At 45.4% G+C, this 15632-nt stretch carries 12 protein-coding genes; all 12 read right to left on the bottom strand.

Going from position 1 to position 15632, the window contains the following annotated elements:
- Window positions 1-521 precede the first annotated feature (521 nt).
- Window positions 522-1271 (bottom strand): MBL fold metallo-hydrolase, encoded by a 750-nt coding sequence (locus ACTXGH_RS07400; RefSeq protein ID WP_439296760.1) that lies wholly within the window; start codon window positions 1269-1271, stop codon window positions 522-524.
- Window positions 1272-1452: 181 nt separating this feature from the next.
- The gene (locus tag ACTXGH_RS07395; RefSeq protein WP_439296761.1) at window positions 1453-2448 is read right to left on the bottom strand and encodes a phosphatase PAP2 family protein; all 996 of its coding nucleotides are present in this window, start codon (window positions 2446-2448) and stop codon (window positions 1453-1455) included.
- A 9-nt stretch (window positions 2449-2457) separates the two neighbouring features.
- Window positions 2458-2766: a hypothetical protein gene (locus ACTXGH_RS07390; protein WP_439296763.1), complete on the bottom strand. Its 309-nt coding sequence runs from the start codon at window positions 2764-2766 to the stop codon at window positions 2458-2460.
- Window positions 2767-3149: 383 nt separating this feature from the next.
- Complete coding sequence (locus tag ACTXGH_RS07385) at window positions 3150-3431, bottom strand: MoaD/ThiS family protein (RefSeq protein WP_439296764.1); 282 nt, start codon at window positions 3429-3431, stop codon at window positions 3150-3152.
- Between the two features lie 192 nt (window positions 3432-3623).
- Complete coding sequence (gene moaB / locus ACTXGH_RS07380) at window positions 3624-4154, bottom strand: molybdenum cofactor biosynthesis protein B (RefSeq protein WP_439296766.1); 531 nt, start codon at window positions 4152-4154, stop codon at window positions 3624-3626.
- 51 nt (window positions 4155-4205) lie between these two features.
- Entirely contained in the window at window positions 4206-5330 is a 1125-nt protein-coding gene (gene moaA / locus ACTXGH_RS07375; RefSeq protein WP_439261386.1) for a GTP 3',8-cyclase MoaA, read from the bottom strand.
- Between the two features lie 224 nt (window positions 5331-5554).
- On the bottom strand, window positions 5555-6550 hold the full coding sequence (locus ACTXGH_RS07370; RefSeq protein ID WP_439296831.1) for a peptidylprolyl isomerase: 996 nt from the start codon (window positions 6548-6550) through the stop codon (window positions 5555-5557).
- 144 nt (window positions 6551-6694) lie between these two features.
- On the bottom strand, window positions 6695-7420 hold the full coding sequence (gene narI, locus ACTXGH_RS07365) for a respiratory nitrate reductase subunit gamma (protein WP_439261387.1): 726 nt from the start codon (window positions 7418-7420) through the stop codon (window positions 6695-6697).
- Between the two features lie 11 nt (window positions 7421-7431).
- Window positions 7432-8301, bottom strand: coding sequence for a nitrate reductase molybdenum cofactor assembly chaperone (gene narJ, locus ACTXGH_RS07360; RefSeq protein WP_439296767.1), 870 nt, complete (start codon window positions 8299-8301; stop codon window positions 7432-7434).
- 1 nt (window position 8302) lies between these two features.
- On the bottom strand, window positions 8303-9841 hold the full coding sequence (gene narH / locus ACTXGH_RS07355) for a nitrate reductase subunit beta (RefSeq protein ID WP_439296768.1): 1539 nt from the start codon (window positions 9839-9841) through the stop codon (window positions 8303-8305).
- Between the two features lie 87 nt (window positions 9842-9928).
- Window positions 9929-13687 carry a nitrate reductase subunit alpha gene (locus ACTXGH_RS07350; protein ID WP_439296769.1) on the bottom strand — a complete coding sequence of 1253 codons (3759 nt, stop codon included), beginning with the start codon at window positions 13685-13687 and terminating at the stop codon, window positions 9929-9931.
- 368 nt (window positions 13688-14055) lie between these two features.
- On the bottom strand, window positions 14056-15435 hold the full coding sequence (locus tag ACTXGH_RS07345) for a NarK family nitrate/nitrite MFS transporter (protein ID WP_439296770.1): 1380 nt from the start codon (window positions 15433-15435) through the stop codon (window positions 14056-14058).
- Between the last annotated feature and the right edge of the window lie 197 nt (window positions 15436-15632).

Here is a 15632-nt window from a genome sequence, read left to right as displayed (position 1 = left end):
TTCCGTGGTTTGGAAGATTGAGGATTAGGGGATCAATGCATAATTTCAAGAAAAGCTTTGCATTAAGACATATTTAGTTTGGTATTATTAAATTCTTTTCAATTAAAAACGAAGCTAATGCACCTTAAATCATTTACCTTAAGAAGAAACTATAAGCGCTGATTTAACAGGTTTTGATAAACTAAGCAAAAATTCTTTCAATCTATTTGAGGAATATAGCGTCCAACTAGGCGAGCCTATTAACTCTCAACTCATAATCTGGGGAAAAATTTAGATATCTACAGACGTGGTATACGTATAAAATAACCTTTAGAAAGATTCGTAATAGATTATATATTTTAAAAAAGTCCCACAAACGCGAAGCCTTTTTCATTCAATATAGCAACGCTTTTTATCAGGATTAAGTTTGAGAGTCTGTTTATATTTATAATCTTACTTAGCCCCTCAACGTAAAAAAACGATCAATATATCATCGTCTTTTTTATTTTGGTCGTCTTACCAATGACTCAACCTAAACTCTATCAGCCTTGAGGGCTTTGGGTCATTTGACGACAGTAGCCTGCTAGGTTCTCAGGTAAATCCTCTGGACAGACACCGCATTGCTGATTGCCAGGTACCGCGTGATCAATGAATTTTGGATACGGCAGGTTCAAGTTATTCATGATATCTCGAAACGCCTCAATAGATATATCTCCGCCAAGCCGTGGATTACGCTTCTTTTCTTGTGCAATTGAGGAGACAAAGCGCTCTTTATAATCATGGGCAGGATAGACTAGCGTCTCATCAGGCAAAGCAAACAGTTTGTTGCGCACAGAGTCATACAAGGCATCGGCATCACCGTTTTGAAAGTCCGTACGACCGCAACCCTCAATCAATAAAGCATCTCCTGTGAATACCCGCCCATCAAATAGATAAGCAAAATGCCCAGCGGTATGCCCTGGCGTATGTAGAGGGTCTATAGTGATGCCAGCTACTGTTAAAGGGATACCCTCCTCCAGACCGATATCAGCACACTCTAACCGATCATAAGCTGGCGCTGCAATCTGACTGCCAACGGCGCGCTTCATCTCTAATGCAGCAGTGATATGGTCAGCATGAATATGCGTGTCCACAGTGTATGCCAGCTTTAAGCCCAGCTTGTGCAATTCGGCCAAATCTCGATCCATAGTGGCGATCACCGGATCAATTAAAATCGCCTCCCCTGTGTCTTCATCCCCTATTAAATAGGTATAAGTGCTCGAGAGAGGCTCGTACAATTGCCGAAAAATCATAACGCTTCCTTATTTGTTATAGACTCAATATATATGATATCCATATATTATATTACAGTATAGTATTTTTATATAACGCTACACAATAGATAACGTATGCTGATTCTAACTGCACATAGTCGTATAGCGCTTATTTGATGTCTATATAAGGCATTAACGGTCGCTAAAGCTAACAAGTCATCTAAGCGAGCAATGGAAACTGATAAATACCTGCATATATCAAAGTACCAATTAGCACACTAATGATACTAAACCCAACCAAATAGGCCTGCTTGTTTGACCAAGGTATTTGCCAGTTAATTTTATCTTTAGTGGTCAACCATTCCGTCACGCTGATCGCCACTAGCAGCCATAGCGTGCCAACCAAATAGCCGCCTAATACATCGCTCAAATAATGCTCATTTAGTAGTATTCGACTCAGCCCTATCAGTACGGTTAATAAAATAGTTGCCATAACGATGCGTACTTGTGTCGCAAAGTGCTGGCTAAAGCGAATAGCGATGTATGCGACAAACCCATATAAGGCAACGGTGACGGTAGCGTGTCCACTAGGAAAAGAGTATGTGCCCTCATACAATAAGATATCTATAGGACGAGCACGCTCGAAGATCATTTTACTTAAAAAGGTAAATGCCGTGCTGCCGATGACGGCTATTAGTAAGCCTATGATGATATAATGTTGGCGCACAACCCAGCATGTGATAGCCGTCAATAACACCACTAAAATGGTAATTGGCGTAGAGGCTAAGCTGGTAATTAAAATAAAAAAATGTATGACGCCAGCTTCATTTAATAAGCTCATCTGCTTCGAGACCAAGAGATCGAGCGCAACTATCGCGTCGGAGGTGACCACATCCTCAACCAATCCCACGAACACCGCTGCTATATAGACCATTAACAAGAACAAGATAGTCAGCGGCAAGCCATAAAAATGCTCAACGTGTAGTCGCTGCCAAAAAAACTGATAAAGCTTTGGCTGGCTATTTTTTAAGTGAGTCAGTCGCCTATCCACGCCAAAATACTGCTCAAACTTGCACCAATATCTCCTGGCTAGCATAAAGGCGCGTTTGCCATAGCGAATGACAACGTATTGCAATGCCCATAAAACTACGATAACGATTAATAGTAGAATACTTAGTAAAAATAGCGGTGGCTGAGTTTGTAGAACAGTGATCACACCTAGCCCTCAAGAGTTTGTGGTCATAGTGCTAGGAGATAAAATCGCTGCTAGCGGCTCAGCGCTTAGTAGCCCTTCGCTTCTGACCAGCTCTGCCACGCCTAAGCCACTGTCCAAAGCTAGGCCTGCGATACGGCTAGCATTATCATAACCAATATGGGGTACAAGGGCGGTGACGATACCGATGCTTCTCTCGGCATACCGCGCGCAGTGCTCCTCATTCGCCGTAGTGCTATAAATACTATGTTCGTCCTCAATCAGCTCTATACATACGCGCGTAAATGGATCGTGGCTGGCTGATTTTTTTATTGTTATCATAGTTATGATCCTAGTTGTAATCTTTATCGGTGCTAAAACTGTCGTACTACTATTGGGTGAATTAAATGGAGGGTGCTTTTCAGCCCATTCTCATAAAACGTACTTACCATACTATGAGCTAGGATAAAGGTTTTCTAATCTTTATCCTAGCTCATGAAAAAATTCATAGCAAAAACCCCCCTATAAGTATTCACTTACAGAGGTTATTTTATGCTTTACCATCAGGGCCATTTATTTAGTATGGCAAGCTATGCTAATTTTATAGGTTAAACGGCTCTTGATTGAGCGCCAAGTCAGCGTAGCTATATTAAGTCAGACACAGATGTCATCTACGACACTACGTTTGATGGCCATTGCTTAATTGTGTCTATTGCCTGACATTTTTAACCGCCTGCGACTGGCGTGATGAATACCACGTTATCACCTTCATGTATCTCATCTGTCCACTTAGCAAAATAGTCATTTACTGCCACTCTTAGATCAGACTGTGGAAGATCAAAACGGTGCTGTTGACAAAGCGTCTCGTACAGCTCAGTTAATGATATTGATGGTGGCACTTGTATTTTTTCTTCATTACATCTGGCTTTATCAGCTAGACTGGCAAAATATAAAACATTAATATTTATTAAAGTATCTGTGTCCATGTTTTTAGCGATAACGCTCATTGCTTTTATCCTCTTATTTAATAAACCAGATTACTGTTGGGGTAGGTCATCAACTAAAACACGTACATTTTATAGACTAAAAACCTAGTCACTAAGAGCCTATTCTAGGTATGCTTATAAAAGGATGACAAAACAGGATCAGGTCATGGGTACGGTTAAGTAACACTGTATTTTTTGGTCATCTTAGTAGATTTAGCCATGACTAGGATTTACCCGCATAAAGTGCGGCACAAAGTTACAAGGACGCGTACGGCTATCAAATTGCTCTTGTAATATCTCCTCCCAACCAGTGCGGCAGGCTCCTGTCGATCCTGGCAGACAAAAGATACCCGTACCATTGGCCATGCCAGCCACTGCTCGCGATTGTACTGTTGACATACCGATATCGTCTTTTGAGATTAGACGGAACATCTCACCAAAGCCGTCGATAGCTTTATCGAACAACACCCCTACCGCCTCCGGCATACTGTCTCTAATATAAAAGCCCGTGCCACCAGTAGTAATTACTGCATGCACATCAGAATCTGCTATCCAGCGACTAATTACCGCCCTGATTTGATAGATATCATCTTTAATCAGCTTACGGTCCGCCAAATGATGACCTGCGGTGGTTAGCTGATCGACCAAATATTGTCCTGAGCTATCTTGAGCGGTAGTGCGACTATCGGAGACTGTCAAAATAGCGATATTAAGAGGGATAAAGTCAGCGGCAGGCTTACTCATGGATATTCCTTAATAGTTATTTGGTTGTTATAAAATTAGTGATGAAGAATTTTAACCACCAATCATCGACAAGTTATGCATCATGCCACTATTGGCATCGTGCAAATGATGGTGCTCAGGCTTAATCGGCATAAAGCTATATAAGGTGTTGATGAGCCCTTCGACATCATCACCTTTTAGATGCTCACGAATATCGTAATTGCCTTGATCAAAGAGACATAAATGTACCTTGCCCTGAGAGCTTACACGCAGACGATTACAGCTATCACAAAAGTGTGCAGCATAGGGAGCAATCATACCAATGCGTCCTAGGTAGTCTGGGTGACTGTATTCGATAGCGGGGCCATCTGCATGACCGCGCGCGTGTGGCTGCCAACCGTGGCTAATCAGATAATTGGTAATCAGCTCGGACTGGGCGTGTTGAGCGAAGAATAATTCGCTGTTATCACTGGTCTGCATAAACTCAATAAAGCGATAAGTGACTGGGCGCTGTTTGATATAGTCGATGGCATTAATAAGATTTTCATAGGCGGTTTCGGCCATCAAAATACTGTTTATCTTTAGTTTAATATCAGTAGTGGCCAATAGCTCATCCATATCAGCCATCAATTGCGGTAGCATATTAAACCCTGTCACCTTATGAAAAACATCAGGCTCAAAACTATCCATACTGATATTAATCTGGTTCAGCCCAGCAGCTTGCCAACTCGCTAAATGCTTGCCAAGTTTATAGCCATTGCTCGTCATCGCGACCATCTCAATACCGGGAGTTTGTTTGATGGTCTTAATGATATCGACGACATCGCGGCGAATAGAGGGCTCGCCGCCGGTAATCCTCACTTTGGTCGTACCTACTTGCGCAAACCCACGCACTAGCGTTGCAATTTCAGCGACTGTCAATTCATCTTCAGGAGGCCTACCTTGGTAACCATCGGGCAAGCAATACTCACAGCGAAAGTTGCAAAAGTCAGTAATAGACAAACGCAGATATGTCAGCTCCCGAGCAAAACTATCCGTCAGCGGTCGTTGGGGTTCGCTACGATTAAAAAGCGCTGTAGACGCTACAGCAGTAGCTGCTGATGGTATGGACAATGCTTTATGATCAGCAGTAAAGGCGGCGTCTTTACTGGGATAATAGCGTTGCACGTTCCCTAAAGTGGGGGCAAGATGGGTCATATCAGTATACCGTTAATAAGGATAAATGGTTGGCTCTAAGCATCGCCTCAGGTTATGAATGGAAAAATAATAGTGAATAGCTATTATGACAAAAAACGATTACCGACGAAATAACCCTAAATGATCTCACCTCTACCCCTTAAGGAGTAGAAACTAGATTACTTAGGGTTCATGAGACGCTATAAAGTTTTTATGGGAAGTATAGAAAAACAGTACAAAGGCCACTACCCTCGAAAGATGTTTTCTTGCTCCAGACTCATCTCAATACCTTCTATATTGGCCTCATTGGCTAAAGTAAAAAGGTAATCACATAATGCTTGATGAAAAGCTTGTTGGCTAAGCTTATTGTGAATGGCCGGACTCACCTGCTCATAAGTCATTTGAATGCCCGGCTGCTTATCTAGCACCTCAACAATATGAAAACCATATCGGCTCTCAATAGGGCTGGGTGCCAATCCTTTATCTAGTTTAAACAAATGGCTTTCAAACTCTGGCACGGTTTGTCCTTTATCAATCACGCCAAGCTCGCCGCCCTGCTCTCTTGAGGGGCAAGCAGAATACTGACGAGCCAGTTCAATAAACTGTGCACTAGGATTGGCATCGTTGTTAATTTGCTTAATCAGCTCATAAGCATTCTTTTTTAGTTTTAGACGTTCATCGCCGTCATCAGGGGCGCACGCTAACAAAATATGCCGCACCGACATAATAGGATCGGTCTTAAAGTCAGTGATATTTTGCTGATAATAACGCTCACAAGTGGCGGTATCCGCAATAGTGGCTTGCACATTTTTATCAATTAAATTAGAGATAGCCTGCTCTTCATCTTGCTTCCAAGCAGAGATGCCAAGACTTGGCTCAGCTAGTACTGCTAGGCGCAACAGCTCGCGCACGACCAAAGCTTGCGTCGCCAAAAACACCGCGTCTTCTTTATTAGCGGCCGGATGATACTGTAGCTCTTGCGCAATATCAGTGCGATCAATCATTACCCCGTTGACGGTGACAGAGGGTAGCTCATCTCGGCTAGAAGCAATTAGGTTTTTGTGGTTACTACGCTCCTCACTCATCGCTCGTTCGATAAACTCTTGATCCGAATGCGGTTTTTTCAGGTCTGCTGTCGTTGGCATGATACGGATAATATCCTCGTTATTCTCCATAGCAGCATTCGGGGCTTTAGACTCGTGATTTACGTGGTGGCTTGGGTGATAAGTATTGACAGTCATCATTGTTGCTCCGCTCAGTATTCGTATGTAGAAATTTTAGATATCGTTGCATCATTTTATAATTACTAGCCCACTCGCGACTAGCAATCAAAGCTTTTTTTAACATCACTTTAAGCCAGTTATTAGCCTAAAATGACCACTATCTTATTGTGATTTTTTCTGTCTGACGATCTGATAACGACGGCCAAAGTACCATACCGGCGCACTGATAATATGAATCAAGCGCGTGAATGGGAAGATCATAATCAAGGTAATCCCAAGTGCCATGTGCAGCTGATAAATCAGATCCGCCTGCTCAATACGCGCCGCGGCTTGCAGTGGTCTTAGCACGGTAATGTCCTGCGCCCAGCCAGCGAAGTTGAGCATGGTTAAACCATCTAAATGCTGCGCTGAGGTAAAGATGGTGATCATCCCTAACGTCAATTGGATAAATAACAGAACCAGTACCAGCTTGTCGGAGAAATTTGAGGTGTTAGAGATGCGATCATCAGTGAAGCGGCGCCACATCAGCATCACCAGCCCCACCCAGCAAAACGCGCCTGCGATACCGCCGACCACGACCGCTAAGATTTGCTTATTGCCGGCGCTGATAAAGCGATCATAAAAAATATGCGGCGTGAGTAGACCGAAAAAATGTCCCAGCAGTACAATGATGATACCGACATGGAATAGATTGCTTGCCCAGCGCATGTTTTTAGATCTGAGCATCTGCGAGGAGCCCGTCTTCCATGAGTACTGCGACAAATCAAAGCGTACCCAAGTGCCAACGATAGCAACCGCTAGCGCAATATAGGGATACACCCCAAAAAGGAATATTTGCAGCCAATTTAGGCTGGCTAAAGCTTGTATACTAGGCGCTCCAAGATTCATGTCCTCTCTCCTTATGATTGGCTAGCCGATTGATTTTGTTTTGGACTTTGGTTAAAGTCCACCCAATGCACCGGAGCATCCACCATAGGCGCTGTTGAGTTGGCCTTAACGCCCGCTTTAGCCGCAAGGTTTTGCGTGCTGGTTTGCGAAGGACAACGCTCTTCTTGCTGCGCATCTAAGAAGGTCACCACTTCTTCTTCCCACTCTTTATCTAGTGCATCAAAGGTATCATCACGCTGCTCTTCGCTGATTTTTTCTTGATATTCCTCAACTATCTCTAGAGGCTTGCCAGCAATCTGTAATAGCGCATTAAAACAGCCTTGATAGACACTGCCGCGATCCTCAAGTCTTGCTGCAAGTAGCGCAATGATATGGCTGACGTCAGCAATATCCATACGGATTTGAATATCGTCGTTGATGACGGCGGCTTGATAAGCCAAAAACTCAAGATATAACGGTAAGAAATCAGGCAGCTCTTTAACGCTAATCTCAAAACCGGCTTCCTGATACTGATTCATCAGATCAACCATCGCTTGGCCGCGATCACGCGATTCGCCATGCACATGCTCAAACAGCCATAGCGATAACGAGCGACCACGCTCAAAGAGGCCGTCATAACGCGCCTGCGCCTCAAGGCAACCGGTATCGATTAAGTCTTCAATCAAGTCGATAATTTGTGTGCGTACTTGCGGGCTAATCAATGTCGACCTAGCAACAATCTCGGTACAATCGGCCAAGGTATCGCCTAAGAATAGCTCGTTGCTTGGATAGTCGATAAGCAGGCTTAAGACTTTGAGTATCTTTAGGTCTGATGAGCCGATTACGGCCGGCTCAATAGACTCATGCACTGTGCTGTCATTGTGAGTTTGAGTAGTTTGCATCTTATGACTCCCACTTTTGTACGGTATCGATAAAATCACGACGATTGGTTTTGCGTTGACCGAACATACTGTTATCAGATTGTCCTGAACAACCTTCACCAAAGCTAAAGCCGCAGCCATTACGTTCCGCGAAAGCATCGCTCAATGCCTCTTCGCGGTGCGCGGTTGGAATGACAAAACGATCTTCATAATTGGCAATCGCCAGGTAACGATACATCTCTTCCACTTGGTGCTTGGTCAAACCAACTTCGTCCAAAATGCTTTGTACCTCTTGCTTCTCAACCAATTGCATACGCTTGTAGCTACGCATGGCAAGCAAGCGTTTGAGCGCTAAACGTACCGGTTCTTCATCGCCTGCGGTGAGCATATTGGCCAAATAACGCAGCGGAATACGCAAGCTATCGACATCTGGAATCAGACCATCCATACCGACTTTGCCCGCTTCAGCCGCGTTTTGAATCGGTGATAATGGCGGTACATACCAGACCATCGGTAGCGTCCGGTATTCAGGGTGTAGTGGTAACGCAAGCTTCCAATCCATCGCCAGCTTATAAACGGGTGATTTCTGCGCTGAATCAATGACCGATTGCGGCACGCCATCTTTTAGGGCTTGCGCGATAACTGCTGGGTCATTAGGATCTAAGAACACATCGAGCTGCGCTTGATACAGATCTTGCTCGTTTGGCATGCTGGCCGCTTCGGCGATTTTGTCTGCATCATAAAGTAGCACGCCTAGGTAGCGAATACGGCCAACACAGGTCTCTGAGCAAACCGTTGGCATGCCCGCCTCGATACGTGGATAGCAGAAAATGCATTTCTCTGACTTGCCCGATTTCCAGTTGTAGTAAATCTTTTTGTATGGGCAGCCTGAGATACACATGCGCCAGCCGCGGCATTTTTCTTGGTCGATGAGGACAATGCCGTCTTCTTCACGCTTATAAATTGCGCCACTGGGGCATGACGCCACACAGGTGGGATTCAGACAATGCTCGCATAGACGCGGCAAATACATCATAAAAGTGTTTTCGTATTCGCCATAAATTTCAGCTTGAATATTGTCGAAGTTTTTATCCTTACGGCGTTTTTCAAACTCTGAGCCGAGGATTTCCTCCCAGTTAGGACCCCATTCAATCTTTTGCATCCGCTTGCCGGTGATGGCTGAGCGCGGGCGGGCGATTGGGGAGTAGTTACCGATAGGCGCGGTATGCAGATGTTGATAATCAAAATCAAACGGCTCGTAATAATCATCAATCTCTGGCAAATCAGGGTTGGCAAAAATATTGGCCAGTACGCGAAACTTACCGCCAATACGCGGGTTTATCGTGCCGTTGGCATTACGTATCCAGCCGCCGCGCCATTTGCTTTGATTTTCCCACTCTTTGGGATAACCAATACCAGGCTTTGATTCAACGTTATTAAACCACGCGTATTCCATCCCTTCGCGGCTGGTCCAGACGTTTTTACAGGTAACTGAGCAAGTGTGACAACCGATACATTTATCAAGGTTAAGCACCATGCCGACTTGTGAACGAATTTTCATGGGTGTGCTCCAAATAGTAGTAAAAAAGCAGCTTTGGTTTCTTAAGAGATAGCCAAAAATTAGGATATCTCTTTGAGAAAAATAGCTTTAGCCATCGATGCTAGTAGGCAATGGGCGCGGTAATGAGTCATCTGGTTTTTCCTCTAACCAGTCGATCTTCGACATTTTGCGAATTACCACAAACTCATCGCGGTTACAGCCGACTGTGCCATAGTAGTTGAAGCCATAAGACTGCTGGGCATAGCTACCAATCATATGCGTCGGTTTTAAGATAGTACGGGTCACCGAGTTATGGATACCACCGCGGATACCGGTTTGCTGCGAGCCGGGTACATTGACCAATTTTTCTTGCGCGTGATACATCATGGTCATGCCTTCTTTGACGCGCTGACTGACGATGGCGCGAGCCGTGATAGCGCCGTTGGCATTAAAAACCTCAATCCAGTCGTTATCGACAATACCGGCTTTTTGTGCATCCACTTCTGACATCCAAACACAAGGACCACCGCGACTTAGCGTCAGCATCAGCAGGTTTTCAGAGTAGGTACTGTGGATGCCCCATTTTTGGTGCGGCGTTAAGAAGTTCAGTACGATCTCTTTATTACCATTGGGTTTGGTGTTTTGGATGATATCGGTGGTCTTGGTGTCGATAGGCGGACGATATTGCTGCATCTGCTCACCGAACGCTTGCATCCATGGGTGATCCTGATAAAACTGCTGACGGCCGGTAATGGTGCGCCAGGGGATCAGCTCATGAACGTTGGTATAGCCGGCGTTATAGCTCACCTCATCAGACTCAATGCCAGACCACGTCGGGCTTGAGATAATTTTACGCGGTTGGGCGACGATGTCTTTAAAGCGGATTTTTTCGTGCTCGCTGGATTTGGCCAAATGGGTATGATCGCGACCCGTAAACTCAGACAATGCCGACCACCCTTTGACCGCCACGTGACCATTGGTTTCAGGCGCCAGCATCAAAATCATCTCAGAGGCATTCACTGCGGTATTCAGACGGGGTCGCCCTTCAGAGATACCTGGCTCAGTGACACGGTGGTTTAAGTCGCCCAATTGTTTGACTTCGGTTTTCATATCCCAATTCAGACCTTTTGAGCCGTTGCCTAATGCCTCAAGCGCCGGCCCCATAGAGGTGAACTTCTTATAGGTATTGGGATAATCGCGCTCAACGATCTTAATCATGGGACAGTTTTTACCCGGTACTGGTTTTTCACCGGCAGTTTTCCAGTCCGTACCACCAAAGGGCTGCGCTAGCTCACCTGGGCTATCATGCTGCATTGGCAAAGTCACCACATCAGTTTCAACACCTAAATGACCTTTTGAGAGCTCAGAGAAGCTTTTGGCGATACCTTTATAGATTTCCCAGTCTGATTTGGACTCCCAAGCAGGGTCGGTTGCCGCCGTTAAGGGATGAATAAACGGATGCATGTCTGAGGTATTCATGTCATCTTTTTCGTACCACGTCGCTGTTGGCAAAACGATGTCTGAGTATAGACAAGTCGAGGACATCCGAAAATCTAAGGTAACGACCAAATCAAGCTTGCCAGTTGGGCCTTTTTCGACCCAATCGACTTCTTTTGGCTGCAAATGACCCGTAGGGTTTTCTTCATTTAAGAGACCGTTTCTGGTCCCTAAGAAGTAATGCAGCATATATTCGTGGCCCTTTCCTGATGAGCCCAGCAGGTTTGAGCGCCAAATAAACATGTTGCGTGGGAAGTTAGCAGGATTATCTGGAGACTCACAGGCAAAACGTAGGCTATTATCTTGTAGTGAGTCCACTACGTATTCTTCAACGCCCTTACCACTAGCTTTAGCTTGGGCTGCTATCGTCAATGGGTTACGGTTGAGCTGCGGCGCTGATGGCAACCAGCCAGCACGCTCAGCCTGAATGTTGTAATCCAGCATGTGCTCAGGGAAGAATTTTTTATTGGCATTGGGCGAGAGTATCTCGTGAGCGGAGATAGTCTCGTGACGCCACTGTGAGCTGTGCGCGTAGAAAAAACTCGTCCCGTTCATATGACGCGGCGGACGGTGCCAATCAAGGGCAAAGGCTAGTGGTAACCAGCCGGTTTGCGGGCGCAGTTTTTCTTGACCGACATAATGCGCCCAGCCGCCGCCAGATTTGCCGATACAGCCGCAGAGCATGAGCATGTTAATGACGCCGCGATAGTTCATATCGAGGTGATACCAGTGGTTCATGCCGGCACCAATAATAATCATCGATTTACCATGAGTTTTATGCGCGTTTTCTGCAAACTCGCGCGCGACTTGAATGACACGCTCACGGCTAAGACCGGTGATCACTTCTTGCCAAGCTGGCGTGCCTGGTACCATAGCATCATTATAATCATCGGTGACATGTTCGCCGCCAACGCCATTATCGACACCAAGATTGACCACAGTTAAATCAAAAACGGTTGCCACAATAGCGGTACTACCATCGGCCAGGGTGATGGTTTTACAAGGGACAGTTTTTCGTTGTATTGGCTCGCCTGGCACTGAGGTAAAGTGCGGATGATCGACATGACCAAAGTAATCAAAGTCAACGACACAAGTCTCAGAGCTGCCTTTTAGAGTCAAAGTTAAGTCAATATCTGCGCCTGTTGCGCCGTTTTTTTGTTCAAGATTCCATTTGCCTTTTTCGCCCCAGCGATAGCCGATAGAGCCTAGTGGCGATACCAGTTCACCATCATTATTTAAGCCAATAGTTTTCCATTCTGGATTGTTTGCTTCCCCTAAATTGTCCACCAAGTCAGAAGCGCGCAAATAACGACCCGCACGGCGCGAATTCTCATCTCCTTCTAACATCACTAGCACCGGCAAATCGGTATAGCGCTTGGCATAGTCTAAGAAATAATCGCTTGGCTGCTTAAGATAAAACTCTTTGATAATCACATGACAAAAGGCTTGCGCCACTGCCGCATCCGTTCCTTGCTTTGGGTTGAGCCATAAGTCGGTCAGCTTAGAGATCTCAGCATAATCAGGCGTGATAGAAACGGTCTTAGTGCCTTTATAGCGAACTTCGGTAAAAAAGTGCGCGTCAGGCGTGCGCGTTTGTGGTACGTTTGAGCCCCAAGCGATGATATAGTCAGAGTTGTACCAATCAGCGGATTCTGGCACGTCGGTTTGCTCGCCCCAAGTCATCGGGGATGCTGGCGGCAGATCACAATACCAGTCATAAAACGACAAACAGACCCCGCCAATGAGTGATAAATAGCGACTACCAGAAGCATAGCTGACCATCGACATCGCCGGAATCGGTGAGAAACCAATAATGCGATCAGGGCCAAAAGTTTTGGCAGTATAGACGTTACTGGCGGCGATAATCTCATTCACCTCCACCCACGTCGAGCGAATAAAGCCGCCCAAGCCGCGCTTAGACTTGTACTGCTCAGCTTTGATTGGGTCCTCAACGATACTGGCCCAAGCATCGACGGGATCAGGATATTGGGCTTTGGCTTCGCGCCATAGTTTGAGTAGCGGCTTACGTACCTTTGGGTATTTGACGCGGTTGGCTGAGTACATATACCAGCTATAGCTTGCGCCTCGTGGGCAGCCGCGTGGTTCGTGGTTTGGTAGATCAGGGCGGGTTTCTGGATAGTCAGTTTGCTGCGTCTCCCACGTCACCAAGCCGTTTTTGACATAGATTTTCCATGAGCAAGAACCTGTGCAGTTGACCCCATGCGTTGAGCGCACAATCTTGTCATACTGCCAGCGGCTACGATAGACGTTCTCCCACGCGCGCGACTCATCACGAGTCTCGCCATGTCCATCGGCAAATTCGCCTTGTTTGCGTTTAAAAAAGCGGAACTGGTCGAGTAAATGACTCATTTGGCTATCCTCTACTTAATGGCTTATATTGTGAACAGGGATTGATTGAGCGCTAAAGTCATAAAATTGGGTTTGTGTGACAGGCTTTGGATAAATCGCTCTATGCTTAACAGCTGTTCATACTGTTTTGATAAATACTATTTAGATATCATCATTCTAAGTGAGCCTTGATAACCTGACTATCAGCTAATATGAGCAGTGCTCTACCTCCTAAGTAGTAGTTACTATCATGCTTGACCTATAAAAAACGCTCCTAAAGCACATAGACTTAACCACACAAAAACAAATTTTTGGCAAAAAAAATGCCACTTACTGGAGTAAGTAGCATTATCAAAAACCTTTAAGCTTATAAAACTAAAGCGATAACCTTAACAAGGAATCTCAGCATTGCCGCGGCTGTAATACCACCAAGTCAGCACGATACAAATGACATAAAAGATGATTAAAGCGATAAAGGTGCCATTGACACCCAATCCTGAGCCAAACATTTTTGGGACAAAAAATGCCCCGTAAGCGGCTATAGCAGCGGTAAAGCCAACCACCGCTGCGGACTCTTTACGTATCTCAATAAATAGCTCTTCAGTGCCAACTTTACTCGGATGGCGGCGCTCCAAAAAGGTTCTAAAAATATTCGGAATCATGCTAAAGGTGGAGCCATTACCGATACCCGTAGTGATAAACAGCACCATAAAGGAGATGAAATAGCCGACAAAGCTACCTGGATGGCTGTCACTAGGTAAGAAATACATCACGCTTACCACCGCCAGCACCATCACAATATAATTCCAAAACGTCACTCTCGCGCCGCCGATCTTATCCGCTATCCAGCCGCCCAGTGGACGAAATATGGCACCAACAAAAGGCCCTAAAAAGGCGTATTTGAGTGGATTGATATCAGGGAAGGCGTTTCTAATGAGCATGGGGAAGGCGGCAGAGAAACCAATAAATGAGCCAAAGGTTGCCATATAAAGGATGCACATGATCCAGTTGTGTTTACGTTTAAAAATAACCGACTGATCTTTAAAAGAGGCTTTGGCTGAGGAGATATCATTCATCATAAACCAAGCCAATACAGAGACCAAGGCGATAAAGGGCACCCAAATAAAGCCCGCGTTTTGTAAATAAAGCGCTTTCCCCGCCGCGGTTATCTGCGGTGCGCCGCCCAAAGCACCAAAGACACCTAGCCCAATGACAATAGGAATAGCGAACTGCATGACTGAGACGCCAAGATTACCTAAGCCGGCATTGAGACCGAGCGCTGTCCCTTGTTCAGCCTTGGGGTAGAAAAATGAGATATTAGACATTGAAGATGAGAAGTTTGCACCGCCAAAGCCGCAAAGTAGCGCAATGATGGCAAAAATCATAAATGGCGTATCAGGGTTTTGTACCGCAAAGCCCATCCATAGTGCCGGAATCAGTAATGACGCGGTTGAGATAGCAGTCCAGCGTCTGCCGCCAAAGATAGGCACCATAAAGGAGTAAAAAATACGCAAGGTCGCCCCCGTCAGACCGGGCAGTGCGGCAAGCCAAAACAGTTGACCATCATCAAACGAAAAGCCAATGTCTGGCAAATTAACGATGACCGCGCTCCATACCATCCATACTGCAAACGCTAGTAGTAGCGCGGGTATCGATATCCATAAGTTACGCGTGGCGACTTTTTTGCCGCCGTTTTGCCAAAACTCATCTACTTCAGGACGCCAATCAGTAATGAGCTTACCGCCTTTTGTATAATATTTACCGCTCATCTTTTCCTCACTTAATAGAGTTTATCCCATTATTAGTAGTAGGCTTATCTAGTTAACCAGTGATAGAAGTTAAAAAGCATGCAGCGAGTGATGACGGTTTGGCTATGACTACTAAGCGGTTGCTACTAGTCTGTTACTACTTGGCAGCAACTCAACTATCCTTGCTTGCTCAGCCGGCTTTTAAACTTGATCACGCA

The organism is Psychrobacter sp. 1Y10, assembly GCF_052259005.1.
In the GTDB taxonomy this organism is placed as follows: domain Bacteria; phylum Pseudomonadota; class Gammaproteobacteria; order Pseudomonadales; family Moraxellaceae; genus Psychrobacter; species Psychrobacter saeujeotis.
Note: the sequence above shows the minus strand (reverse complement) of the source record. Positions and strands in the feature narration are given on the sequence as shown.

What these genes read in the sequence shown, in the direction of transcription:
- ACTXGH_RS07350 (WP_439296769.1), bottom strand. Translation starts at nt 13,687, where the DNA reads ATGAGTCATTTACTCGACCAGTTCCGCTTTTTTAAACGCAAACAAGGC.
- ACTXGH_RS07345 (WP_439296770.1), bottom strand. Translation starts at nt 15,435, where the DNA reads ATGAGCGGTAAATATTATACAAAAGGCGGTAAGCTCATTACTGATTGG.
- moaA (WP_439261386.1), bottom strand. Translation starts at nt 5,330, where the DNA reads ATGACCCATCTTGCCCCCACTTTAGGGAACGTGCAACGCTATTATCCC.
- ACTXGH_RS07385 (WP_439296764.1), bottom strand. Translation starts at nt 3,431, where the DNA reads ATGAGCGTTATCGCTAAAAACATGGACACAGATACTTTAATAAATATT.
- narJ (WP_439296767.1), bottom strand. Translation starts at nt 8,301, where the DNA reads ATGCAAACTACTCAAACTCACAATGACAGCACAGTGCATGAGTCTATT.
- ACTXGH_RS07390 (WP_439296763.1), bottom strand. Translation starts at nt 2,766, where the DNA reads ATGATAACAATAAAAAAATCAGCCAGCCACGATCCATTTACGCGCGTA.
- narI (WP_439261387.1), bottom strand. Translation starts at nt 7,420, where the DNA reads ATGAATCTTGGAGCGCCTAGTATACAAGCTTTAGCCAGCCTAAATTGG.
- ACTXGH_RS07400 (WP_439296760.1), bottom strand. Translation starts at nt 1,271, where the DNA reads ATGATTTTTCGGCAATTGTACGAGCCTCTCTCGAGCACTTATACCTAT.
- narH (WP_439296768.1), bottom strand. Translation starts at nt 9,841, where the DNA reads ATGAAAATTCGTTCACAAGTCGGCATGGTGCTTAACCTTGATAAATGT.
- ACTXGH_RS07370 (WP_439296831.1), bottom strand. Translation starts at nt 6,550, where the DNA reads ATGACTGTCAATACTTATCACCCAAGCCACCACGTAAATCACGAGTCT.
- moaB (WP_439296766.1), bottom strand. Translation starts at nt 4,154, where the DNA reads ATGAGTAAGCCTGCCGCTGACTTTATCCCTCTTAATATCGCTATTTTG.